Annotated in this window: 19 protein-coding genes; 3 read left to right on the top strand and 16 right to left on the bottom strand. The window is 56.8% G+C overall.

Features of this window, described 5'->3' with window-relative positions:
• The first annotated feature begins 55 nt into the window (after positions 1-55).
• Complete coding sequence (locus tag ACQE2I_RS07755) at positions 56-1,441, top strand: FAD-binding oxidoreductase (protein WP_427031007.1); 1,386 nt, start codon at positions 56-58, stop codon at positions 1,439-1,441.
• A gap of 90 nt (positions 1,442-1,531) precedes the next feature.
• Here ACQE2I_RS07755 and ACQE2I_RS07750 read toward each other — a convergent pair whose 3' ends face one another.
• From ACQE2I_RS07750 to ACQE2I_RS07730, 5 genes are all read right to left on the bottom strand, one after another.
• Entirely contained in the window at positions 1,532-2,875 is a 1,344-nt protein-coding gene (locus ACQE2I_RS07750; RefSeq protein ID WP_427031006.1) for an HlyD family type I secretion periplasmic adaptor subunit, read from the bottom strand.
• A gap of 9 nt (positions 2,876-2,884) precedes the next feature.
• Positions 2,885-4,819 carry a cadherin-like domain-containing protein gene (locus ACQE2I_RS07745; RefSeq protein ID WP_427031004.1) on the bottom strand — a complete coding sequence of 645 codons (1,935 nt, stop codon included), beginning with the start codon at positions 4,817-4,819 and terminating at the stop codon, positions 2,885-2,887.
• A complete protein-coding gene (locus tag ACQE2I_RS07740; RefSeq protein ID WP_427031003.1) occupies positions 4,816-6,564 on the bottom strand; it encodes a type I secretion system permease/ATPase in 1,749 nt (582 codons plus the stop codon). Before ACQE2I_RS07740 ends, ACQE2I_RS07745 begins: the two co-directional genes overlap by 4 nt.
• Before the next feature lie 78 nt (positions 6,565-6,642).
• On the bottom strand, positions 6,643-7,080 hold the full coding sequence (locus ACQE2I_RS07735) for a hypothetical protein (protein WP_427031002.1): 438 nt from the start codon (positions 7,078-7,080) through the stop codon (positions 6,643-6,645).
• A complete protein-coding gene (locus tag ACQE2I_RS07730; protein ID WP_427031001.1) occupies positions 7,052-12,607 on the bottom strand; it encodes a peroxidase family protein in 5,556 nt (1,851 codons plus the stop codon). The genes ACQE2I_RS07735 and ACQE2I_RS07730 overlap by 29 nt, the downstream gene beginning before the upstream one ends.
• A gap of 551 nt (positions 12,608-13,158) precedes the next feature.
• Here ACQE2I_RS07730 and ACQE2I_RS07725 point away from each other — a divergent pair.
• A complete protein-coding gene (locus ACQE2I_RS07725; RefSeq protein ID WP_427031000.1) occupies positions 13,159-13,692 on the top strand; it encodes an invasion associated locus B family protein in 534 nt (177 codons plus the stop codon).
• A 513-nt stretch (positions 13,693-14,205) separates the two neighbouring features.
• On the opposite strand, the gene ACQE2I_RS07720 is transcribed toward ACQE2I_RS07725, so the two are convergent.
• Positions 14,206-14,520 (bottom strand): HigA family addiction module antitoxin, encoded by a 315-nt coding sequence (locus tag ACQE2I_RS07720; RefSeq protein ID WP_427030999.1) that lies wholly within the window; start codon positions 14,518-14,520, stop codon positions 14,206-14,208.
• Positions 14,521-14,534: 14 nt separating this feature from the next.
• A complete protein-coding gene (locus tag ACQE2I_RS07715) occupies positions 14,535-14,816 on the bottom strand; it encodes a type II toxin-antitoxin system RelE/ParE family toxin (RefSeq protein WP_427030998.1) in 282 nt (93 codons plus the stop codon).
• A gap of 397 nt (positions 14,817-15,213) precedes the next feature.
• On the opposite strand from ACQE2I_RS07715, the gene ACQE2I_RS07710 reads away from it, so the two are divergent.
• The gene (locus tag ACQE2I_RS07710) at positions 15,214-16,134 is read left to right on the top strand and encodes a ketopantoate reductase family protein (protein ID WP_427031409.1); all 921 of its coding nucleotides are present in this window, start codon (positions 15,214-15,216) and stop codon (positions 16,132-16,134) included.
• Positions 16,135-16,246: 112 nt separating this feature from the next.
• Here the strand turns inward: ACQE2I_RS07710 and ACQE2I_RS07705 are convergent, their stop codons facing one another.
• From ACQE2I_RS07705 to ACQE2I_RS07665, 9 genes are all read right to left on the bottom strand, one after another.
• Positions 16,247-16,873, bottom strand: a complete 627-nt coding sequence (locus tag ACQE2I_RS07705) for a glutathione S-transferase family protein (RefSeq protein ID WP_427030997.1) — start codon at positions 16,871-16,873, stop codon at positions 16,247-16,249.
• 213 nt (positions 16,874-17,086) lie between these two features.
• On the bottom strand, positions 17,087-17,989 hold the full coding sequence (gene mmsB, locus ACQE2I_RS07700) for a 3-hydroxyisobutyrate dehydrogenase (protein WP_427030996.1): 903 nt from the start codon (positions 17,987-17,989) through the stop codon (positions 17,087-17,089).
• Positions 17,990-18,009: 20 nt separating this feature from the next.
• The gene (locus ACQE2I_RS07695; protein ID WP_427030995.1) at positions 18,010-19,134 is read right to left on the bottom strand and encodes an enoyl-CoA hydratase/isomerase family protein; all 1,125 of its coding nucleotides are present in this window, start codon (positions 19,132-19,134) and stop codon (positions 18,010-18,012) included.
• Between the two features lie 17 nt (positions 19,135-19,151).
• On the bottom strand, positions 19,152-20,306 hold the full coding sequence (locus ACQE2I_RS07690) for an acyl-CoA dehydrogenase family protein (protein WP_427030994.1): 1,155 nt from the start codon (positions 20,304-20,306) through the stop codon (positions 19,152-19,154).
• 208 nt (positions 20,307-20,514) lie between these two features.
• Positions 20,515-21,507 carry a branched-chain amino acid ABC transporter permease gene (locus tag ACQE2I_RS07685; RefSeq protein ID WP_427030992.1) on the bottom strand — a complete coding sequence of 331 codons (993 nt, stop codon included), beginning with the start codon at positions 21,505-21,507 and terminating at the stop codon, positions 20,515-20,517.
• A 2-nt stretch (positions 21,508-21,509) separates the two neighbouring features.
• Positions 21,510-22,397 carry a branched-chain amino acid ABC transporter permease gene (locus tag ACQE2I_RS07680; protein ID WP_427030991.1) on the bottom strand — a complete coding sequence of 296 codons (888 nt, stop codon included), beginning with the start codon at positions 22,395-22,397 and terminating at the stop codon, positions 21,510-21,512.
• A gap of 80 nt (positions 22,398-22,477) precedes the next feature.
• Positions 22,478-23,701, bottom strand: coding sequence for an ABC transporter substrate-binding protein (locus ACQE2I_RS07675; protein WP_427030988.1), 1,224 nt, complete (start codon positions 23,699-23,701; stop codon positions 22,478-22,480).
• 174 nt (positions 23,702-23,875) lie between these two features.
• Positions 23,876-24,619 (bottom strand): ABC transporter ATP-binding protein, encoded by a 744-nt coding sequence (locus tag ACQE2I_RS07670; protein WP_427030986.1) that lies wholly within the window; start codon positions 24,617-24,619, stop codon positions 23,876-23,878.
• The gene (locus ACQE2I_RS07665) at positions 24,616-25,422 is read right to left on the bottom strand and encodes an ABC transporter ATP-binding protein (RefSeq protein ID WP_427030985.1); all 807 of its coding nucleotides are present in this window, start codon (positions 25,420-25,422) and stop codon (positions 24,616-24,618) included. Before ACQE2I_RS07665 ends, ACQE2I_RS07670 begins: the two co-directional genes overlap by 4 nt.
• Positions 25,423-25,603 lie beyond the last annotated feature (181 nt).

The following is a 25,603-nucleotide window of genomic DNA, read 5'->3' as shown; positions in this document are numbered from 1 at the left end:
CCGCCCGGTACCCCTTGTATGCATTACCTCCCGAGCATACGTAACGGTGGTCGTCATGAGCCAGCTTTCGCAAACCACAATAGAAGAGTTTAAGGCCGAGTTTTCGGGCAGTGTGATTCTTCCAGATGATGCGCAATACGAGGAAGTTCGACAGATCTGGAATGCCATGATCGACCGTAGGCCTTCTATGATTGCCCGCTGTACTTCACCTGACGATGTTGTCAAATCGCTAAACTTCGTACGCCGACACGACTTGCCCTTCTCCGTACGCGGCGGTGGTCACAACATTGCGGGCAATTCTGCCTGTGACGATGGCGTGATGATCGACCTCGCATTAATGAAGGAAGTGATCATTGATCAGGAGCTTCGCAGAGGGTCCGTAGAGCCAGGCTGTACCCTTGCAGATTTCGATGCCTCTGCCCAAGCGTACGGCCTTGCTACCCCGCTAGGCATCAATTCCACCACGGGGGTGTCTGGCCTGACCTTGGGTGGGGGATTCGGTTGGCTCAGCCGAAAGTACGGCATGACCATCGACAACCTGCTCGGCATGGATGTGATTACCGCCGATGGTCAACAATTGCATGCCAGTGAATCGGAAAACGCCGACCTTTTCTGGGGGCTACGCGGTGGAGGCGGGAACTTCGGTATTGTGACCCGTTTCGAATACCAATTGCATTGCGTAGGCCCGGATGTGCTGTGCGGTCTCATCGTTTATCCCTTCGACCAGGCGAAATCGGTCATCACGCAGTTCGCGTGTTTCACGGAGACGATGCCGGACGAGCTCAACGTGTGGATGGTGACTCGCAAAGCGCCTCCCTTGCCCTTCCTACCTGAGACAGTCCACGGGAAAGAGATTGTTGCGCTGGCCATTTGCTACGCAGGCGATCCTGTTGAAGGCAAGAAGCACATCGAGCCGCTGCGAAGGTTCGGTACCGCATATGGCGAACATATTGGTGTACAGCCATACACCGACTGGCAACAGGCTTTCGACCCACTGTTAACCCCAGGCGCACGCAACTACTGGAAGTCGCATAATTTCTCGGCCCTCGGCGAAGAGTCGATCGATGTCATTATCGAGTACGCCGGTGCCCTACCATCTTCACAGTGCGAGATATTTATTGCCACTATAGGCGGTCAAACGGGCCGACCAAAACCTGAAGCGATGGCCTACTCGAACCGCGATGCCAACTACGTGCTGAATGTACATGCCCGTTGGGAGACAGCTGTTGAGGACGAACGCTGCATTACCTGGGCGCGTGAATTTTTCACCCGTTCACAGCCTTATGCCAGTGGAGGCGCCTACGTCAACTTTCTGACCGGCGATGAAGCCGACCGCACTGCCTTCGCCTATGGGGCAAGTTATGAGCGGCTGGTGGAGCTCAAGAAGAAGTTTGATCCGACAAACCTCTTCCGTATCAACCAGAACATCCTCCCGGCCTGAATGTATGTATGCCATATTTGCTAATGTCACCTATGCCGCAGCAGCATAGGTGGCCGATGGCAGAACACTACGAGCTATCAGACCGCGACTTTACTCTTCTCGGAAGGCTCTACTGAACTGATCGGTGAGAGGCTTAATAAAATACGTCAGTGCGGTGCGCTCTTCGGTCGTGATAAAGACTTCGACGGGCATACCAGGCAGCAGCGTGATATCGCCAAGCTTCTCAAGCTCTTCTACAGAAACGTCGACATCGCCAAGGTAGTAGGCCTCGCCTGTCGTGTCGTCGCGTGTCGTCGCTGCGGAGACATAGACAATCTTACCTTTGAGCTCCGGTGTCGTTCTCTGGTTAAAGGCAGTAAAGCGGAGCCTGACCGGCTGGCCACCCCAGACTTGGTCGATGGTCACCGGCGTAAGCTTCACCTCGACCTTCAGTTTGGCGTCTTCCGGAACGATGGTGACAAGCTCTTCGGCCGGCGTGATCACGCCTCCTACCGTATGGATGTTCAGCTCGTTAACGGTTCCAGAAATCGGTGCGCGAATGTCCGTTCGCGCCAGCCGATCTTCGATGGCGATGCGCCGGTCACGCAGTTCCGAAAATTCCGCCTCCACGGTACTTAATTCCCGCTGCGCCTCGGTACGGGCGTTTTCGTCGATGGCAATAATCTGCAGGCGAATTTCGCTCATGCGGGTTCTCGCTCTGGCAATGGAGGCGTGGATCTCACCGCGTTCCCCCGAAATTCGTACCCTATCACGAGCCATCGGAACGAGGAGTGTTCGTGCGATCAACCCTCTGTCAGCGAGGCCTTTATTCCCCTCGTATTCGGTCTCGACTAGACGGAATTCCTCGTCTTTTGATTGCCGCTGCGCTTCCAGCCCCTTTATCTCCTCTTCAATTTGCTCGACGCTGAGCTCGAGCTGCTGCTTCTTACTTTGACGACTTGTGTGATTGCCGTCGAAGAGGCGTGTTTCGCCAAGGAAGACATCCGGAGAGTCGTTTGCGTCCAAGTCGGACGGAAACTCGATTGCCGCAAGCCCGTCCCGCTCTGCCAGAAGGCGCGCTCTCCTGATGGCCAATTCCACGAGTTTAGAACGCACGATCGAAAGCTCCGCTTTCGTCTGTGTGTCTTCGAGCCGCAGCAGCACGTCTCCAGCTCGAACGAAGTCCCCTTCTCTGATGGCAATCTCGCCGACGATGCCACCATCACGATGCTGTATAGACTTCAGGTTCTGATCCACCGTCACGGATCCTTGCGCGATGACGGCCCCACTGAGTTGAGCGCTCGCGGCCCAGCCGCCGACTCCCAACATCAGAAACAGGGCGAGAGCCGAGCCCACAAATACACGCGGGCCAAGTCGAAAAGCGCTTTCTGGATTCGGCAAGAGCTTGGCTTTTTCCTCTAAAAGAGGCGTGCCGGAAGGATCATATGTGCTCATTTTGTGCTCCTATGATAGCCACTCGAGACTATCGTCACGTTCTGTAGACCACGACAGCTTGTGCGTTCCCTGCAGCGTGACCGCCGTCGCCCATATCTCGTCGTCGAAATTGGTCTCGATCACGGTCCACTCACTTCCATCATCCCGATCGTGGCGATAACGTATCGGCGAATCATCATCGTCTTTACCGTGGTAAGTTTGTTCGAAACGGTCGTCCAGTTCGTTGTCGCCCTTCCAGAAAATATCGTATTCAGACATCCGGATACGGTCGCCGACCCCAAAGTCCATGATCACGTGCGAAACGTCGTTCGGTCGCCCCCCTCCGGCGCTGGCGAACGCAAAGACGTCATCACCCGTGTTGCCAGTGAGCGTGGCCGACTCACTGCCAAAAATGAACTGATCGGCTCCTCGGCCACCAAGCACTTTTTCGAATCCGGTGATGAAGTCATGGCCGATTTCCACTCCGCTGGCAACGCCGTTGGCGAGATCGACCACGAGCCCTTCCGTCGCGTGGCTGTAGTCGATGGTGTCCGAGTTCCCGCCGCCGTCGTACACGTCATCGTCCCCATCGAGCGCCGCCACGACCCGATCACTTCCCATGCCGCCAAAAACCCGGTCGCGACCCGCGCCATCCATAATCACATCGTTACCATCGCCACCGAGCAGCAGGTCGTCGCCGTCTCCGCCGCTCAGATGATCCTCACCGGCGTTGCCGAAGATCACGTCATCGCCGTCACCGCCAAATAGCCTGTCGTCACCAGATCCGCCGAAAAGATGGTCGTTTCCCGCGCCGCCGAAAATAATGTCGTTGCCATCACCGCCGAATACCACGTCATCACCGTCTCCCGCGACAATGTGGTCATCTCCAGCCCCGCCGTTTATAACGTCATCGCCGGCCCGTCCATCAATGTTGTCATCGCCACCTGCACCGTCTATCTCATCGGCACACAGGCTGCCGAGAAGCATGTCGTTTGCGGAAGTTCCTACGAGAACGGGCTGCTTGACGACCGAAAAATGGGCGACCGCATCGGTGGTAAGCTCGCCGTCGGTGATCTGATAAGTGAGAGTCACAGGCCCTAGTTGCCCGCTGTCGCTCTGGAACACCCAACCGTCTTCCACGTCCGTCAGCGCGCCAGAGGACGCGGCTAGGTTTTGAACCGAGAGGACGTCGCCATCGGGATCCACTGCCTTGCGCAGCAGATCGTCGAAGGCGATGACGAGCGCCACACAGGGAGCTACGTCGAGCAGATAAACAGGACCTGACACTCGAGGGGCACGGTTGCCGTCGGGCCGAATATCGACATCGTCGTCACCTTCGGTTTCGAGTGGGTCGCCATCCTCAGAACTACCGTCATCCCTAGAACTACCACCATCATCAGAACCAGCGCCGTCCGTGGGATCTTTGCCTTCGGCGGGAGGTGCGTCGTCCGGCGATGATTCGACACCCAAGGGGCCGTTGCCATCCAGTGTGGAACGATTTCCGGCGGGATTAGCAATGTCGATCGGTGGTGTGCTGGTGCCCACTCGGTCGGCACTTTCACCGCCTGCATTGCCGCGTGCTGATCCGGCTACTATGAGTACGTCTCCGCTCTCGCCCGGATAGCTAAAGGGCGTCGATCGCGGTGCATCGGCGACCGAAGGCATTGCGGAGCCGGGAGGGTCGGAATCGGGCACATCCGGAGGTTTGCTCGGGGAGACGGTTTCGTCAATCATGCCCTCTGGACTTTCGGTCTCCGCTGCAACGGCGGCTGGCTCCTCCGGTTGCGGTTGGGGAGCACTCTCCCGGCCCCAGGAAAAGATCGAGCCCAGGTAAGCAGCGACCCCCATCAGCAGCCCGCCAACAATAAGAGGCTTTCGAGAAACCTCGTCCTCGTCCTTCAGAACGTAGCGCTGAGAGGTGTCAGTTTCGGGTAAGGCGTTCTTGGTGCCTTTGACGTTAATCATGATCCGACCGATGCCTCCTTCGTCGGCGGCTTGGCAGAATGCACTGCTCGCACGTTGGACTTGCCGATGACTTCGTCCTTCGGTCCGAGTGCGGCCAACCGGCCGTTTTGAACAACCCCCACGAGATCGACAGCAGCCAGCGCGCTTGGGCGGTGGGCGGCCACGACGGCGATGCCGCCACGCTGCCTTACGCCTTGAATGGCCGCCGTCAGGGCTGCTTCACCTTCCGCGTCGAGGTTGGAATTGGGCTCGTCCAAGACAACGATAAAGGGATTGCCGAAAAGTGCTCGGGCGAGTCCAATACGCTGCCGTTGACCGCCTGACAGGGACGCACCGAGCGAACCGAGCTGCGTTCGATAGCCGTTTGGCAAGCGTACAATCATCTCGTGGACACTGGCGGCCATCGCCGCCGCCACGATTGCCTGGGAATCTGGTGTTTCCTGAAACCGCGAAATATTCTCTTCGATCGTGCCATTAAGCAGCGCGACCTCCTGCGGCAAATAGCCAATGAACTGACCGAGCGCTTCGTCTTGCCATTGCGAGAGCTCCGCGTCGTCTAGCCGCACACTTCCACGCAACACGGGCCAGATGCCTGTCAACGCGCGCAGCAACGTGGTTTTGCCACCACCGCTAGGGCCGATGATCCCTACAGCCTGGCCGGCCTTTAGTTCAAAGCTCACCTCGCTGAGCAGAACTTGCCCGGAATCAGGTGCTGCGACGGTGATATTCTCGACCTTGAGTGATGAACTCGGGCTAGGCAGTTGCATCGGTTCGTCAGACTCCGCCAGCGCCATGACCGTTTCCTTCAGCCGTGTGAAGGCGGTTCGCGCAGCGACAACGCTCTTCCAGTTGCCAATGGCAAGATCGATGGGTGCGAGCGCCCGCGCGGACACGATAGAGGCGGCTATGATTGCGCCAGCACTAAGCTCTCCCTGAATAGTAAGCACGGCACCCAGGCCGAGGACGGCTGACTGCAGGATCATCCGCAAAACCCGCGAGACTGCCCCGAGAGTGCCGCTGATATCGTTCGTTCGCGTCTGCAACTCCAGATGATCGTCGTTGGCGCGGTTGAAGCGCGCAACCGCGCGACCGGCGAAGCCCATTGCCTTGAGGATTTCGGCATTGCGGGCATTGGAATCGGCGATGGTGTTGCGGGTGATAACCGCCTGCTGCATGGCGCTGCTTAGCTTGGAGGTCATCAGTTCAGTGACAATCGCCAGCATGGCCAGGATAAATCCCCCTAGAAAAACGAGCGCGCCAAGGTAGGGGTGCAGTATGTAGACGAACACCAAAAACAGTGGCATCCAGGGAAGATCCAGCAGTGCGATGGGACCCTGGCTTCCCAGGAAGCCGCGCACTGTATCCACGTCGCGGCCACGCTCCAGTGATTCAGCTGTCGAAAACCCAAAGCGCGGCATGTCGATAGCGACCCGATGGGCCATCGGCGCGATTTTTTTGTCGAGGCGCGCGCCGACACGAACAAGAACCTGGGAGCGGATGATGTCGAACATCCCCTGAAAGCAATACAGGCCGAGCGCCAGAACGGAGATGGCGATCAGCGTCGCAATGCTCCCGCTGGTCAGCGCGCGGTCGTAAATCTGCAGCATGTAGAAAGCACCCGTCAGTGCGAGGATGTTAATGATCCCCGACATGCTGAACAGGAAGAAAAAGATTCCGCGGAAACCTTTGGTCAGCTGTTCTGCGCTCTTGCGCTTCGCCGACGTACTGGCATCTTTTTTACCCATGTGAACTACCCCCTGCCCCTAAATTGAACGGGCGATCCCTGCGGGCGGGCCCACAGGGATCGTTATTGTTGTCGTTCGTTAGAGGTTGAAGTCGCTCACTCCCAGCTCATGTCGACCCTTGATGCTGATGGCGAAGTCGGCATCATCGTCTCCGGCCGTGTTGCCCTGAACGACGGTGTAGTCCTCGCCGTCGAGCGTTTGATGGCTGAACATGAGCTGCCCAGCGCCAGTGAAGGCCTCGGTCACCAACGTGAAGCTCTGGTTCCCCGTTGCACAGCCATTCGCGTCAATACCGCTGAGATCGATACGGTCGCCCGGCTGAAATCCCATGATGGTATCGCCGTCCGCATCCGCCGCGGAGAGGAAGCGGAAGGTATCGTTGCCTGCACCACCGTCCATCACGTTGACCGCGTGGTTCGCCGTGATCGTGTCGTCTCCCGATCCCGTGACGATGTTCTCAACACCCCACAGCCCATCATTGCCGGTTTCAGCGCTCGAGACGCTGCCACGTCCCATGAACCCGGTGCCAAGATCCGCTGTGATCGCCGCGGTGGTTGCCGCTACCTCCCACCATGTCGTCGCCGTAGTAGGTGTCGTCACCGTCACCGGCTTCGGCCACGAACAGATCATCGCCGTTGCCGCCAAAGACCGTGTCGTCACCTGCGCCAGCATTGATGAAGTCGTTGCCGTCCTCGCCAAGAATACGGTCGTCGCCGTCATCGCCGTAGAGCATGTCGGCACCGGTACCGCCGAGGATGTCGTCGTCGCCGTCATGGCCAAAGACGACGTCTCGACCGCCCAAGCCCATGATCGTCTCGCCGTCCGCCGTCCCGACCAGCGCATCAGCGCCTTCGCTGCCGACCATCGCGGCTACCGGGACTGGTGCGACATCGTCATCTCCGTCTTCCTCGATCTCCGACTCGTCGACGGTTTCGTCCTCTTCCTCGGTATCATCGCCACCGCCGGTTTCGTCCTCTCCGGGCTGCTGCGTCTCTGTGGGGATCTCAAAGCTGATGGAGTTCTCGTCGTCGCCCACTCTCTGCTCGCCGTCGCCGTCGAGCCCCTCGGACATCTCAGCGAGCGTTGTGCCGTTGGCAAGTTCGATGACATCCTGCTCCCTGAGCTTGCCCACTACCGTGTCGTGGCCGCCCTTGGTCTTGAAAACCACCCGATGTGCGGAACTCAGTGCCGAGATGTCCAAGACATCGTCGTCCTCCGAGCCCATCACGTGAATGGTGCTCATCGCCAGGCTGGTGCCGCTGAAGTCACCGGCGATCTGGAAACTATCTCCGCCGCCCTGCCCGTCGATGACGATTTCCTCGATGTTGGCGAGTTCCGCCATCACCTCTCCGTTGCGGACGATGACAATCTCCGTTCCGGTGGCGAGATCAGTAAAGCCCTGCGCCAGTGCATTGGCCCGGTCAAGGATCGCGAAGGATTCGGCTTCGTCGGCGTTTCCGCGGATTTCTGCGGTGTCGACTTGGTTGCCGCCATCAAGGGTATCGCGCCCACCATCGGCCTCAGTGATCAGCAGGTCATCACCGGCGCTGCCGAACAGCACGTCGTCACCGGCGCCTCCGTTCAGGACGTCGTTGCCACCACCGCCGTTGAGGTCGTCATTGCCGGCGCCTCCTTCGAGCGTGTCATCGCCGGCATGGCCGAAGAGGGTATCATCCCCATCGCCGCCCTCGAGGGCATCGTCCCCAGCACCACCGCGAAGGTCATCCGCACCAGCGCCACCCAGCAACGTATCGTCTCCAGCCCCGCCGTTGAGGAAGTCATCACCTTCGCCGCCGTCGAGGGTGTCGTTGCCGTCAGCGCCGATCAGGCGATCGTCGCCAGCACCGCCAAAGGCAAGGTCGTCGCCGCCACCCGCGAGCAGGTTGTCGTTGCCGGCAAGGCCGATCAGGATGTCGTCCCCCTCGGTGCCATTAAGGCGCGTTGCGCCAACGTCGTTGCCGTTGGTGCCGGTAATAACCTGTACATCGACATCGCCGAAGGACAGTACTTCGATGTTGCTGACGAGGTCGGTGCCGTCCGAGACCCGGTTCTTCCCGGTCACTGGGTCCACCGCTGCATCATCCACATCGACATGCGCCACGGTCAACCGGCCGGTATCTTCGTTCACCGCGATCTCGTAGGCGTCGCGATCGCCCCAATAGAGCGCCGTGTCGATACCGGAATCGACCTCAAGAATCTCGCGGACGATCTGCAATTGCCCGGGGTTGATCCGGCCCTCGACCATCCAGGCCGACAGCGGCCGAGTGACATCCGTGCCGTCGATGATGAGTGTCACCGGCCCGTCCATGCTATCGACCGTAGCGATCTCGTTGCCGGTTCCATCGCGGTTGGTCATGATAGCGATGCGCACGTTGAGCCACGCGTCGCCGTCGATCACATCGTCACCGCCACGCCCCTCGATCGTATCGCTGCCACCACCGCCAAGCAGGATGTTGCCCCCAGTGAACACCGACTTCACAGTACCCGAACCATCGGCCCAGTATTCCGCGTCGCGCATCATGCCGGGAGTGATCAAATGGTCGAGACCGTCGATCCGATCGATACCCGCCTGATCGAGCTCGTTGTGGACGAAGTTACCTTCAGGCGTGGGGTCAGCGATGAGCGCGGTGACCTCCTCCTCTTCGTCGCTCCGGTCGTCGCCGCGCAGGATGTCGTCATGCTCCCAGCCGGATACCGCCTCCACCTGGCTGAAGCGGTCTCGCAGCACTTCCAGCGGCAGGGTAGTGAACACCTCCACGTTCATGTCGGCGTCGGCCGCCACGTTCTGGCCTTTGTGGATGACCCAGTCGTGCCCCCACATGCCGATGTTTTTCTGGATACCTTCTCCCGCCACCATGATATCGTCGCCGGAGTCAGCGTCGTAGTCGGTATCACCATTCCCGCCGTTGAGGACGTCGTGACCGATCACCGTAGAGTTGAAGAACAGCTCCCCATTGTCGCCGGCGATATACTCAAAGCGGCTCTTACCTTCGATCCAGTCGTTGCCCTCGTTGCCGAACAGGATGTCTTGGCCGTCACCGCCGAGGAGGAAGTCGTCCCCCATGCCCGCGCGGATCTCGGACCCATCCGGGCCGGTGATCAGGAAGTCCTTGCCACGGCCGCCAAAGATCAGCGCCATGCCACTTCCGCCATGGATGACGTCGTTGCCATCGTCGCCCTTGAGCATGTCCACTTCGCCGATATCGGTTCCGGAGTTGGTGATGATGTCATCACCCTCTCCACCGTTGACCATATCGACGCCATACCCGGCTTCGATCCGATCGTTACCCGCGCCGCCCCATACTGTGTCATCGCCGCCGCCGGCAACGATCCGGTCGTCACCGTCCGTCCCCTGGATGACAACATGGTCGGCGCCGTTATAGCGCAGGTAGGCGCCGTCACCTTGTGCATCGGGCGCACCGCGCTCGACCAGTTGAGAGGCAGATTGAAGAAACGGATCCTCGTGCTGGGGATCGTCCACGCCGGTCATCTGCATCTGCTTGGCGTAATCGAGATAGAGAATATAATCAGGTGTCGAGAAGATATCGGCCGGGATCGCAAAGCCGGTCTCCCCGAGGTCGGTGTTTGCCAGGGCCATCTTGGCGAGCGAGTTGTTCTCCAGCTCCGTCAGAAGGTTCAGCCCCTGGGTCCTCGACAGGTAGTAGAACCGGTCGGCGTCCTGCAGGTTCTCAAGCTGCATTTCGAAGACGAAGGCAAAGGTGGAGCCGAGCATACCGCCGAAGGGCATCTTCTTCTCGGCGAGGCCGCCTATCCACAGGTCGATGTCGTTCACGCCCGTCTGCTCGGCCGGCGCATTTAGCCAGTCGAGGCGCAACCCACGCGCCGCCTCACTTTCACCCGGCGCACCCAGGACGAGATCGGTGGCCGCCGCACGTTTGCCGGCAATAGTATCCTCGGAGGTGACCGATTCGTGCGTGCCGTAGGCGGCGATGAAGTTGATGACCGAGGCGGGGTTCTTCATGTTCTCGGCGAAATCGGCCCAGCTTGTGTAAGGCCTGAGCTGCGAGTCGCCATCCGCCATCTCCATGAACTGCGCCCGAGCTTCATTGAGGGTGGGCATACCGGTGTCCCGCCCACGCGCGATGTTGATCGCAGGGAGGTCGAGTGGAATGCCGAGGAGCTGGTTGCGCAGGGTGTTGGTAACAAACTCGTCGATCTCGTTGCCGGTCTGCGCCGTCATGCCACGCAGGATAGCCCCCGCCGCCTCGTCGTGATTCACTGTCTCGGAACCGAACGCCAGCGGATTCAGGAACGCATCGAACAGCTCCATGTCCGCGCGACTGCCATCCGCATTGATACGGTCGACCGTCTCGTTGAGCATCGAGTGCCCGAACCGGTAAACCACATGCGCGAACTCGGAGAAAATCACCGGGTTCAGCTCAGCGTCGGGCTGCACCATGAAGATGTCGATATCCGGCTGGATCTTCCGCGCAAACTCCTCAAAGACGAGATGCTGGTACTCCATCTCCGTGGTGAAGCGCGCTGCCTGGAAGATTCGCTCGCCGTCCCAGGACAGCGCCTCGACCTCAGCCGCGCTGGGCCATGAAGTAAGTTCCGGGCCGCTCAGCCACTGGTTCAGGAAGTCGAGGTCGCCGCTCTCTAACGCCACCGCCTTCACCTGCTCCGCGATGCGATTGTGCTCCGAGTGGAAGATGTGATGGATCGAAGTCAGGCCGACGTTCTCGTTCCCGCGGCCGTCGCCGGTGATGTAGTGTGCATCCAGCAGCTCGTCGTCATACGCGGTCTGGCTGCCGCGCGCGTCGAAGCCGCCGCTGTAGCCGGTCTCGGAATCGTCGTCTGCTTGCAGCTCACCGCCAGCGACCACGGGGACAGCGGCATGGGCGATGTCGTCCAGGAAAGCCACGCCGGTGCGCCCGGCCCCAATTTCCGACGGATCGACCGGGTTGGCCAGATCTCCCTCAGTCAGGATGGCGTTGCCCGCGCCGTCGAAGCCGGTGATCAGTTGGGGAAGTCCGTTCTCGCCGCGCAGGAACTCACCGTAGGAGTCGACCGCCACCAGTGGCACCGAGCCCACATCCTTATCGGTCAGCTCGATACCCAAAAGCGTGCGTGCCTGTGCCTTGATGTCGCCCCAGGTCGGCAGACCGCGCTCGCCGTCGAGCAAGTGGCCGGTTGCCACGGGCCGACCGTCGACCATCGCGTACTCGCGCAGGAAGACCTGGTGCGACGGATGTGACGTGTAGGTCTGGTTCTGATCCACCCACGGCGTGGTGACGTTACCCGCGGCATCGTCGGTGGTGGCGCGCGTCATCACCATAAAGTTGGTGTGCGGGCTGTCTTCATCATACAGCGGGTCGTCCGGCGACAGCGGCATAAAGACAGTGCCGTTGCCCCCTTTCGCGACCAGATCGAGCCCGTGATCGAAGAACTGGCCGAAAAGCGTGAAAACGGAATTGTAGGAGGCCGAGAGTCCTTCGTCCGGGGCCATGTTCGGCAGCATGACGCTAACGCCATCCATCTCGACCCCGTATGAGACGAGCAGCGTGTCGAGCTCCTCTTTCTGCGCTGCATAGATGGGCGTCTCCTCGAGACCGGCATCGCTCAGCGCCCGCACGAGGTCGTGCTGCGAGCGGATCTCGCCCAGGGCATCGAGCATCGGCTGGCCGTTCAACCCCGCATGCTGGAGTGCCGTCGCGATGACCGCCGGATTATCCAGCGTCTGATCGACGATCAGGTTAGAGATCAGGCGCGGCTCGGCATCCACGACATGGCCGTTCTCGCCGTAATCATTGTTCGTCGGATAGCCGACGCCCTCCGGCAAGGCACCACTTCCCTCCCGGTACGATCCCTCGGCAATCGGCCCGAAGATTTCGCCCGCAGAACCCCACTGCTCGCGGCCAATCCCGAAGTTGTTATAGCTACCGTCGACCGTGCGCAGGCCCGAGGGCAGAAGCGGACTGTCGATGAGCTCCGAAAGGGGCGTTCCCGCGGAATGCGCTTCCGCGATCTTGATCTGATCCAGAATGAATTGCAGATCATGTTGGTTCAGTTTGACAGCCATGTTCCCTCCCAGGCCCCACAGGGCTCTGCTAGTTATTATTTATAAACGAGACGTTCTTTTGCGACCCCATAAACCTCACTAGCGGGCTGCTGTTTTCTGTCTTTAAAAGCCGACAGGTATATCGTCACACCTCGACGGACACATCATCTCAGGTAACTTTTTAACACCTACCGATTACATAATTTTACGTTAAGAAATATTCATTCACCTCCTCAAAATTATCATTAGCTAGCGCTGAGACATTTAATCCATAAGGATCAATTTACTCATACAAAGGGAGATATCTTTAGTAGGGAGAAAATATATTGAAGTCATCAGCAAGTGAGGCTTTAACTTGGTCAGAAAACCCTACTTTGCTAATGTCGCCTATGTAGCATCAAACAATGGGGCAGCCCCATCGCGGCGACGGTCAGGTATTGAGCGATATTAGGAAGATGAAGGTAAACCGCCCAACCACGCTCTCGTAACCCATGGGGCTCGACCTCAGGAGAACAAGCAAGCATGGTGAATATGATTATCCACCATCAACGAACCAACAGGAGGCTACGCCAATGCCGCACTATCTCACTCAAAACCTATGCAGGATGGGGCTATTATCTATCTTGGTGTTGCCTCCCAGCGCCTTCAGCCAACAACAACCGGGGACTGCTTCCGGTAATGATGTCACCACCGAGTCATTTCAGGACTGGGAAGTCCGTTGCCAGCGTAATGCCGAGGGCCCGCCCCCTTGTGCGATGTCGCAATTGATCACGCAACCTGACAGCGACCAACCCTTGATGCAGGTAATTCTCGACTATACGCCCCAGATCGATGACCCGGTGATGAGCTTCTTCGTGCCGCTGGGGGTACGTCTGGCCGCGGGCTTGCAATTGAGTGTGGATAACGGCGAGCCAATCCGGTTCCCCTATCAGGTCTGCCAGGAACAAGGGTGCCGTGCTGACGCCCCCATTGAACCGTCAATGTTGCAGCAACTCCGCAGTGGCAATACGGCAATCCTCAGCATGATTGATCCACGCGGTGACCGCATGGACATAGATATTTCGCTGATCGGCTTTACCGACGCCAGTACCCGCATCGCTCCCTAATTTTAGGGGCCTTGAGCGGCACGTCGATACGATTGATAGGCGCTGCCCCGCTTCGCGCGTCTAGTCCGACGAAGGCCGACTGGAATGCCTTGGCGTTCACGGCCTTTCCGTTCGGCGATTCGTGCTGCGCCTCTTAAGCGGTGTGGCAGAAACGGTTGAAGTAGATATTACCAACATGGGTGCACCCGACGATCTGCTGTACGCGATCATCTATCCGCCTATGCAGGCTGGTTAGCCAGAAGGCTCCTCTGAGGCTGAAAGACATTTGGGCCATCCGTGGTCAGCTACAGCTTGCTAAGCTTCTCAGCGGATCTTGGGATAGAAGTAGATAATGCTTTGGAAATGGCAGAGCAAGCGGAAGTTGGATGTGCTCAAACGTCGGTCTAGGCGGGACTGTCGTAATCGGCCAAGAGCGGTCATTTAGGTATCAGTGATGTAGCTCTTTAACGCTGGCCATCACCGGTGACTAAACCGGCGCGAAGCAGAGGTTCTGGCATCCGGTGCATGGCTTGGTTATGCAGCATGTAACGGCTTGATCCGATTGACTTCTTCCTTGACCGACTGAGCCGCCGTCCAAAGATCGACTGATCGCTGCGCATTCAGCCAGAATTCCGGAGAGTTACCGAACAAACGGGCAAGCCGGAGCGCCATTTCAGGGCTGACAGCACGACGCTCGCGCAGTAATTCATTAACTGACTGACGAGAGACGCCCAGAGATTCAGCCAACCCCGAAACCGTAAGGCCATAGTCCGGAAGAAAATCTTCCCTCAGCATTTCGCCAGGATGAGTCGGTTTGCGCTGCATACCGTCAGTATTAAGAATAGCCATAGTCATCACCTCACTCAGTGGTAGTCACACACTTCGACTTCATACGCATCGCCGTCTTCAAAACGAAAACAGATACACCACTGCTCATTGATTGAAATTGCGTGCTGCCCCTGCCTGTTTCCGGACAGTGGCTGAAGGCGATTGCCGGGCGGCACTTTCAAATCCTCAAGCTGTACGGCCAGATCCACGTATTCAAGTTTTCTAGCGGCTCTCGGTGCAACATCCGCAGGAAATTTCTTTGACTTGCCCTTGGAGTAGAGTTCTTGGGTTCGTTTGTCAGCGAAGGATTTGATCATGAGGAAGAGTGTGTTGTGTCACGTGACACATGTCAACATGACCTGGAAATGACTGCATAACAGTTAAGCATTTATTCGACAAATGCAGCCTAAAAAAACAACACTAAGCTATTGATATTAAATAATTTATAATTTAAACTAGGCTACCTATCAAAAGTTTGCGCGCCTGCTGCATTCTCCAAAATGCCCGCTTTGAGTCGACAGCGCCTCTTAATAGCAATAGTCAGCACTTACGCCACCCAAACAACGCTCAATGTTCAAAATCTGCTTAGCTTCCAAGCTAGCAGATTATGCTTGCTGCCGTCACTAGAAACTAGTCCCGTCCTTAGTGCTGCTTCATCCCCTTGCCTCGAACAAGGTAAGCTTGGGCGTAACGCCGCTGATGAGCACCTACAAAATGACTACCCATTGGATTATCGGCCCTGGGGCCATTGGCCGCCTATTGGCCCATTCGCTTTCACCTTTTGCGGCTACCGCGCTGATTGGCCGCCGAGTGCTGCCTGAACGTCAGGTGCTGACTATCCCGGAAGGCGAGCAGCGCTTGCAGCTTCTCAACATTCTTACTGTTGCTCAGTTGGCTTCTGAAACGCATGAATCACCCGCCTTTGTGCATATCACCACTAAAGCGATGGCCGCTGAGTCCGCGCTTGAAAGCCTTACCAGTGTTATTCCCCCTTCTACCCCGCTGGTGCTTTGGCAGAACGGTTTTTTGGCTCAGCCGCGTATTATCCAAATGTGGCCGGGGCCGGTGCTTTGCGCGACCACTACTGAAGGCGCTTACCTAACCGGTGATGATGGCATGGTGCATGCGGGTCGCGGGCATACCTTTGTTGGCGATTTGAAAAACCAGCACAGTGCCTTGGCCAAGGATCTTGCGCAGGCATTATCGCAGGCGGGACTTGCCGCCACGACAGTGGATGATATTCGCCAGCGGTTGTGGCAAAAGCTGGCGGTGAATGCGGCAATTAACCCGCTGGTGGCGCTACATGGCGTGCGTAACGGAGAATTACGCGGTGAGGACTATTCAGGCCGTGTGGTGGCCGTAGTGAAAGAAGTTGCATCGATTATGTTTGCCGAAGGCATTCAGCCACCCAATAACGGCCAGGGTGAGGAAGCGTGGTTAGCGCTGGTGTGGCAAGTGGTGGAAAACACCGCGAACAATAAGGCCTCGATGTTGCAGGACATAGAGGCTAAACGGCTTACCGAGCGTGGGGCGATTTTGGGGCCGTTGATTGTGAGTGCCCAGCGGCATGGTTTGAGGTGTGAGGTGTTGCAAGAGCTGAATAGTGAGTTAGCTGCGTTGGAGGCGACTTTTTAGCCACCTTCAGAGGCAGCTTCGCTCGCTACTCGTTACCACACGCTACATAAAACCGCGTCTAAAACCAATGCTGAGTACGCGGTTTCTGAAGTTTTTCACCGACAATCAGTAATTAAGTAACGGGAATCATTACGACTTTTTGGAAGCTGGGCAGTTCGGTGAGCTGTTGATACCAGCGCTCCAAGTTGGGGTGAGGTTGCCAAGCTAGGCCGCTGTTGAGCATGTTGTAAACAAAGGGCGCGATGGCGATATCGCCGAGACCAAAGTCGTCACCGGAGAACCAGGCCTGCTTTGCCAGGGCGTTATCCATTATTGCAAATAGCGCTTCGCTCTCATTAACCGCTGCTTCAATGGCGGCATCATCGCGTTTTTCAGGCGAGGTTCTTACATAGCCCATTAGTATCTTGCGGTGCCTGGGTGACAGCGTGGTACTCGACCAATCCATCCACTTTTCTGCCTGCGCCCGTTCGGCGGGGGCATCAATCCACAGCTTGCTTGGGCCATACTGCGCAGCAAGGTAGCGGATAATCGTATTGGATTCCCACAGCACGCTATGGGTGGCGTCATCTTTGAGTAGCGGCACCAAGCCCATGGGGTTCATGGCCAAATATTCCGGGGTGTTATTTACCCCATGCTCAAGACCCGCTTGGATCTGCTCAAAAGGCAGCTCCAGCTCTTCTAACACCCAGAGCACTTTTTTGACATTGGTAGAGTTGTTGCGGCCCCAAAGCGTGATCATGGTAGTCCTTTTATTTGCGCATAGAGAGGACGTTGAGTTTGCCTCTCGCGGGGTTGGGTGGCAAGTTAGGGGTGGACATGGTGGCGATTCAGGGGCGGCTTCGCCGCCCTTTCGCGGGTGCCTCGTTTCTCGCTGCGCTCGCTACTCGTTACCACGCGCTACAAAACCTATTCACCCCTCTCCATTTACCATTTACCATTTACCATTTACCCCTCACGATTCACCCTCTTTATCCTGATAAAACTGCATCAGGCTTGAGAAGTCGAGTTTACCGTTGCCGTTGGCTTTATGCAGGGTGAACAGTGAGCGGGCGGCGGAGCCCATGGGCACGGCAGAGGCGCTTTGCTGGCTGACATCCATGGCGAGCCCCAGGTCTTTGATCATCAGATCGACTTGGAAGCCGCCTTGATAATTTTTGGAAGCGGGTGCGTTTTCCATCACGCCTGGATAGGGGTTGTAAACATTTAGCGCCCAGTTGCCGCCGGAGCTCTGCTTCATGATTTCTGAAAGTACCGCAGGGTCGAGACCGTTCTTGACCCCCAGGTTGATCGCTTCGCAGGTGCCTGCCATTAAGATCGACAGCAGCATGTTGTTACACACTTTGGCCACCTGCCCTGCGCCATGGTCACCGGCGTGGAAGATGTTTTTGCCCATCACGTCCAGCACCTGTTTGGCCTGTTCGAACTGAGCATCAGAGCCGCCGACGATAAAGGTCAGCGTGCCCGCCTGGGCGCCGCCCACCCCACCGGAAACCGGCGCATCGACAAAGCCGATACCCAGCTTCTCGCCTTCAGCGGCAACGCTACGGGCGGTGTCGGCATCGATGGTGGAGCAGTCGATCACCAGTGCGCTCTGTTTGATGACCTCAAACAGCGGCGTGTCGCCCTCTGCATACAGCCCGCGTACGTGCTTGCCAGCGGGCAGCATGGAGATCACGAAATCTGCGCCGGTGGCGGCTTCTTGCGCTGAAAAAGCCACTTCACAGCCGTTGGATTTGGCGGTCTCCAGTGCGTCTTCAGAAAGATCAAAAGCGCGTACGTTGAAGCCTACTTTTGCTAGGTTGGCCGCCATCGGGCCACCCATATTGCCTAAACCGATAAATGCGACAGTTGTCATTGGTGTTGTCCTTATTATATTTACAAATGTTGTTTAAGGTCTGAGAGAGGATTCTTATCCCACGGCGAAGCTAATAGCTCATCGATAAAGCCTTGCTCGACCGAGGCCACATCCGGGTAGGTCCACGCCGGTTGGCCGTCTTTATCGACCAACAATGCGCGCACACCTTCAGGAAACTCGCGGTGGCGGCAGCACTGTACCGAAAGCGCCATCTCGGATTGGAACACTTCTGCCAACGACATATGCTTGGCGCGCTTTAGCTGCTCATCAATCAATTTAACCGATACCGGGCTGCCGTGGGCCAGCGTTTTCTGCGCTTTGTTAAACCATTTATTGTCACTTTTGACCGCCGCAATAACCGCGACGACTTGCTCTACACTGTCGTGATCCATCAACTCGCGAATCAGCGCAGAGTGCTCATAAACAGGCGCTGCTAATTCGGCGAACACCGGTTGTGACGTTTGCTCAAGTTCACGCATGATGCGGTTAACCACACCGTTGGCGTCGGTATTCTCGCCTTTCCCCCAGCCTGCCTTGGTTAATTGCTGCACTAGAGCATCACGGTGGTGGCTGGCAATGCAGCGATCGGCCAAACCCAGATGTACCGCATCCGGTGCATTGACCTGACAACCGGTCATGGCCAAAAAGCGCCCTGCGCCATTAGGCAGTCGGTTCAAAAACCAACTGGCGCCAACATCCGGGTAGAGGCCGATAGTGACCTCTGGCATTGCCAGGCGCGAGGTTTCGGTCACAACACGATGGCTGCTGGCACTTAATAGCCCCATGCCGCCACCCATCACAATGCCATTACCCCAGCAAATCACCGGCTTGGGGTAAGTGTGGAGTAGAAAGTCGAGCCGATACTCGGTCTCAAAAAAACGCTCTGGGAAGCTGGGATCGCCCTCGCCGCTGATTGTTTTATACAGATTGACGACATCGCCACCGGCACAAAACGCTTTCTCGCCGGCGCTATCCAGCAGTATCGCCACCACCCGTTCGTCGATAGCCCACTCTTTTAAGCGCGGCAGCATCAGTTCAATCATTTCAAGCGTTAACGCATTTAGCGAGCGCTCGGCATTTAGCTTAACTTCACCGATCACGTGGCCGTCATCGGTGGGGTGTTCGGTAAACAGTACGCTGCTCATTGGCTTTCCTTATCCTCTTACAGCTCGGTGGCGCCGTCTGCCAGCACCCGGCGGGAGATAATCAGTCGCATGATTTCGTTGGTACCTTCGAGAATTCGATGCACCCGGGTATCGCGCACGTAGCGCTCCATGGGGTACTCCTTGATGTAGCCGTTGCCGCCATAAAGTTGCAGCGCCTCATCGCACACTTTGAAGCCCACGTCGGTGGCAAAGCGTTTGGCCATGGCACAGTAGGTCGGAGCATCGGCGTGGCCTGCATCTAGCTTGGTGGCGGCCATACGCACTAACTGGCGCGCGGCGACCAGCTCGGTGACCATATCGGCTAAGCGGAACTGCAGCGCCTGGAACTCGGCCAAGTGCTTACCGAACTGTTTGCGCTCCAGCATATATTCCCGTGCTTTGTTAATTGCCTGCTGGGCGGTACCTATCGAGCAGGTAGCAATATTGATTCGCCCACCGTCGAGGCCCTTCATGGCGATTTTGAACCCATCGCCTTCATTGCCGAGCAGGTGGTTGGCGGGTACACGCACGTCTTCAAAGGTGATCATGCGGGTTGGCTGGCTGTTCCAACCCATCTTCTCTTCTTTGCGCCCGTAGCTGATACCGTCGGCTTTGGCATCTACCGCAAACGCCGAGACCCCGCTGGCGCCTTCGCCACCCGAACGCGCCATCACCACAAGAAAATCGGTGCTACCGGCGCCGGAAATAAACATCTTGCTGCCGTTGATCAGGTAATCGTCACCGTCACGCTTTGCAGTGGTTTTCAGTGATGCGGCATCTGAGCCTGAATTGGGCTCGGTTAAACAGTAAGAGCCCAGCAGCTCGCCCGTGGCGAGTTTTTCACCCCACTGCGCGACCGCTTCCGGCGTACCGAAATCCGCCAGCATCCAGGTGACCATATTGTGAATAGTCAGATAGGCGGTGGTTGAGGTACAGCCCATAGAAAGCTGCTCGAAAATGATACTGGCGTCCAAGCGCGAAAGCCCTAACCCGCCCACGCTTTCCGGCGCATAGAGGGAGCAAAAGCCCAGCTCACCCGCTTTGCGAATTACCTCGACGGGGAAGAACGAGGTTTGATCCCACTCGGCGGCGTGGGGTTCTAGCTCATTTTGGGCGAACGCCCGGGCCATATCGGCAAAGGCAACCTGGTCTTCATTGAGCTCAAAATTCATGGCGTATCTCCGCTAATGCGCGTGCGCACTGGCTGTTGTCGTTATACTTGACGTTTACGTTAACTTATATTTTTAGCTAGCCACAAGCAACAACCTAGCACCTGCGACCTTAGGCGTAAGACTGAAATGAAAAGATAAAAAAAGGCGCCAAGCGGCGCCCAACGTTAGAGGTTAATGAGTACGGGGAAATGAGCTATTATTTTCAGTGCTACTTAAAGTTTTTGCGGTACATTTTATCCAGCTCACCGATAATCCCGCTGCGGAAGCTGAGCACACAGACCACAAAGATAATCCCCAGAATCACGCTCACCCAATTGCCCAAGGGCGATTGCGCCAGAATATGTTGCAGGCTGACCACAATGCCTGCGCCCATTAAGGGGCCCAGCAAAGTACCCACGCCGCCCAGCAGCGTCATCAAAATCACCTCACCGGACATATGCCAGTGCGCATCGGTCAGCGAAGCCAGCTGGAATACCACCGTTTTGGTGGAACCGGCCAGCCCTGCTAAGCCTGCGGAGATGACGAATGCCACCAGCTTGTAAGCATCGGCGTTGTAGCCCAGCGACACCGCGCGGGGCTCGTTTTCGCGAATCGCTTTTAACACCTGGCCAAACGGCGAGTGCACCGTGCGCTGAACCAACGCGAAGCCAAAGATGAATATCGCGAAGACAAAGTAGTACATCGCTAGATTGCTGCTCAGGCTGATGAACCCAAACAGCTCGCCACGAAGCACGCCGTGCAAGCCATCTTCACCACCAGTAAACGGTGCCTGAACAAACATGAAGTACACCAATTGGGCGATCGCCAAGGTCACCATGGCAAAGTAGATACCCTGGCGACGAATGGAGAGCACCCCGAAGACCACACCAAGCAACGTGGCCAGCAGCGTACCGGCGATAATACCTAACTCTGGTGTTAAGCCTGGATAGCTCGCCAGCAGATAGCCGGTGACGTAGCCGCCGGTGGCCAAGAACGCCGCATGCCCGAAAGAGAGCAGCCCCGCATAGCCAAGCAAAAGGTTGAAGGCGCAGGCGAATAGGGCAAAACAGAGCACTTTCATCAAGAACACGGGGTAAGCCAAAAATGGCGCTATCAGCCCCACCACAATTAACGCCAGGTAAAACATATTGCGTCGAAACTTCGCTCGTTTTTGGCGTTTCAGTACGGCGGATGGGGCCGTCATTAATTGCGATTCTGCCATGCTTATGCCTCCTTACCGAACAGCCCAACTGGGCGCAACATGAGCACAAGGATCATGACGAAAAAGATCACCGTATTAGAGGCCTCTGGGTAGTACACCTTGGTCAGGCCTTCGATGACACCCATGGCGAGACCGGTAATAATGGCACCTAAAATCGAGCCCATACCGCCAATCACCACCACCGCAAACACCACAATAAGTAGACTGGAGCCCATGGTGGGTGATACCGGATAGAGCGGCGCAGCCAACACGCCGGCAAACGCGGCCAAGCCAACGCCAAAGCCATAGGTAAGCGTGATCAACAGCGGCACATTGACCCCAAACGCCTGCATTAGCTGCGAGTTTTCAGTACCCGCGCGCAAGTAAGCCCCCAATCGCGTGCGCTCGATCATAAACCAGGTAAAAAGGCACATTGCCAGTGCCGCCACCAGTACCCAAGCGCGGTAAGTGGGCAGGAACATAAAGCCCAGGTTCAAACCACCCTGAAAAATTTCCGGCGTGGCATAACGCGCACCAGAAACACCAAAGAAGTTGACCAGCGTACCTTCAAAAATCAGTGCTAAACCAAAGGTCAGCAGTAACCCATAAAGGTGGTCCAGATGGGCGATACGGCGGAGCAAAAAGCGTTCCAGCAACACCCCAAAAGCACCGACCACTAACGGCACTAAAAATAGCGCCAGCCAGTAATTAATACCCAGATAACGAAAGCCTAACAGCGCGGCGAAGGCCCCCAGCATGTATTGCGCCCCGTGGGCGAAGTTGACGATCTTCAACAGGCCGAAGATGACCGCCAGGCCCAGGCTAAGCAGTGCGTAAAAGGCACCATTCACAAGGCCCAGCGTTAGCTGCCCCATGAAGACGGCCAATGGCACGCCGAATATCATCGTCATAACGCGACTCTCCTCGCCGTCAAGCAGCTGGCGGCAACTTGCCGCCAGCCGGTACTACACATCACTTTCAGTGGCTCGGCCTAGTTTTGTACTAGCTTGCACTGGCTTTCAGACAGCGGGCGGTAGGCTTCTGCGGCGGGAATAGTGCTGAGGATTTCGTAAAGATCCCACTCACCGGTGGACTCTTCTGGCGTTTTCACCTGGGCCAGGTACATATCGTGAATCATGCGCCCATCTTCACGAATGCTACCGTTGCGGGCAAAGAAGTCGTCAATCGGCATCTCGGCCATTTGCGCGCGCACGGTCTCCGGGTCATCGGTGCCCGCCGCTTCAACGGCTTTCAGGTAGTGCATGGTACTGGAGTAGATACCCGCTTGAACCATGGTCGGCATGCGGCCTACTTCATCGAAATAGCGCTGGGACCATTCGCGGGACTGCTCATCCATATCCCAGTACCAACCGGTAGTCAGCAACAGATTCTGAGTGGCTTCCAGGCCAAGGGCGTGGACGTCATTCAAGAAAATTAGTAGGCCTGCAAGCTGCTGTCCGGATTGGGTCAGGCCAAACTGACTGGCCGTGGTGATGGCGTTAACGGTATCGGCGCCGGCGTTCGCCAAGCCAACAATTTTCGCGCCGGAGCCTTGGGCCTGAAGAATGTACGAAGAGAAGTCGTTAGTCGGGAAGGGATGACGAACGCCGCCGATAATTTCACCGCCGCTCTCTTCGACTACTTTGGTTACATCGGCTTCCAGTGCATGGCCGAAGGCGTAGTCGGCGGTGAGCATAAACCAGCTGTCGCCGCCCTGCTCGACCACCGCTTTAGCGGTACCGTTAGCCAGCGGATAGGTGTCGTATACCCAGTGGATATGGTTAGGCGTGCAGTGTTCATTGGTAACACTCGAAGCCGCCGAGCCAGAGACGATACCCAGCCCGTTGTTCTCTTCCAGCACCTTTGTTACCGCAATGGACACAGAAGACGCCACTAAGCCGCCGACCATATCGACGTTATCCTGATCGATCCAGCCACGTACGGTGTTCGCGCCTACGTCAGCGCTGTTACGGTCGTCAGCACTGGAAATAACAATGGGCGAGCCGTTGACGCTGCCGCCAAAGTCGGCCACCGCCATCTCCATGGCGGTTAGGCCGCCCGGGCCAGACAGGTCCCGATAAGTGCCGGACATATCGGCCAAGTAGCCAATACGGATTTCACCATCGCTCATATCCGCCTGGGCGGTGGAAATAGCAAAGCTAGCAGCGGCCGCAACGGCAATGCTAGCGGTGAGCGTTTTTTTCATAAAGGTCATATTCGACTCCTGGCCCTAAGGGCCCCGTTGTTTTTGTACAGTTTTTGTGCAGTTTTTTGAACAGTTGTTGTGCGGCTATTGTTTAGTTATTGAACTGTTGTGATACGACTTCTATGCATAGCGCAGCGAAAGATAGTTCAGAGCTAAGTGGCGCTAATGTGCTGTTTTGATGCGTTATACCCCTAGCATTGAATTGAGATGTTCCCGACGCGATGGTAGCTGCGCGGCGCTGATTTCTTCGACAATCTGACCGTGGTCCATCACAAAGTGACGATCTGCCAGCGGTGCCGCAAAGCGGAAATTCTGCTCCACCAGCACAATGGTCATACCGCGCTCCTTTAGTTTCACTAGCACTTCGGCCAGCTTCTGCACGATAACCGGCGCCAGCCCTTCGGTGATTTCATCGAGTAGCAGCATGCGCGCCCCGGTGCGCAAAATGCGCGCCATGGCCAGCATCTGTTGCTCACCACCGGAGAGCCGTGTGCCTTGGCTTCGACGCCGCTCATAGAGGTTAGGAAACATGGCGTAAATTTCATCGAGACTCATACCGCCTGAACGCACCGTGGGCGGAAGCAGTAGGTTTTCGTGCACATCAAGGCTTGCAAAAATGCCACGTTCTTCTGGGCAGTAGCCAATCCCTAAGCGTGGAATATGGTGTGGTTTCATATCCAGCGTTTCATTGCCATTAATCACAATCGAGCCAGTGCGCCGCCCCACCATATTCATAATTGATTTCAGCGTAGTGCTCCGTCCGGCGCCGTTGCGCCCTAACAACGTGACCAGCTCGCCGCGTTTCACATCAAAATTGACGCCGTGCAGGATGTGCGACTCGCCATAAAAGGCGTGCAGATCCTGCACCCGCAGCATTTCCAGGCTTTGATTGTTCTCGATAGGTGCTTGCGCTTCAGCGATGCTCATACGGCAGCTTCCTCTTTTCCAGTGCCATCCTCTTCAGCAGCGTCACTGCCCATATAGGCTTCACGCACCAACGGATTGCGGGAAACGCTGTCATAATCGCCCTCAGCCAATACCGCGCCTCGTGCCAGCACGGTAATCCGATCACATAAGCGACTAACCACGCTTAAGTTATGTTCGACCATCAATACGGTGCGCCCTTGAGAGACGCGCTTGATCAACGCCACGATACGATCTACATCTTCCGCGCCCATACCCTGGGTCGGCTCATCGAGCAGCATCATGGTGGGGTCAAGCGCTAGCGTGGTGGCTAGCTCAAGCGCGCGCTTGCGACCATAGGGCATTTCAACCGTTAGGGTATCGGCATACTCGCGCAGCCCCACTTCTTCAAGCAACTCAAGGGCACGCTCATTTAAGTGATCGAGCGATTTCTCGGATTTCCAGAAATGAAACGAGGTACCCAACTTACGCTGCAGCGCCACCCGCACGTTTTCCAGCGCGGTCATATGGGCAAACACCGCTGAAATCTGAAATGAGCGCACTAACCCTAGCTGGGCTATTTCGTTGGATTTTTTACTGGTGATCGATTTGCCGCGGTACAAAATATCGCCATGGGTAGGCGGCAAAAATTTGGTCAACAAGTTAAAGACAGTGGTCTTTCCAGCACCGTTAGGGCCAATTAGCGCGTGAATATGCCCTTCTTGCACCTGTAGATTGACATCATCCACGGCGGTAAAGCCGCGAAACTCTTTGGTCAGCCCTCGAGTTTCGAGGACAGGTCCTTGGAGGACATCGTTTGCACTCATAAAGCGGCAAGCCTCTTATTGTTGTTGCGCTGAATTATTGTTGCGCTGAACGCTTTATAGCTAAGGCGGTACAAGCATAAGCGCCTGCCCTTCCTTACCTGAACGTAAGGTGTACGCGCAAACTAGCAACTCTCGCTATAGTAATACAATTACAACTTTGGTCTATTAAGCATATTTTCAT

The sequence above is a fragment of the Halomonas sp. H2 genome, assembly GCF_050215315.1.
Lineage (GTDB): Bacteria > Pseudomonadota > Gammaproteobacteria > Pseudomonadales > Halomonadaceae > Vreelandella.
This window is presented reverse-complemented; position numbering and strand designations above follow the sequence as displayed.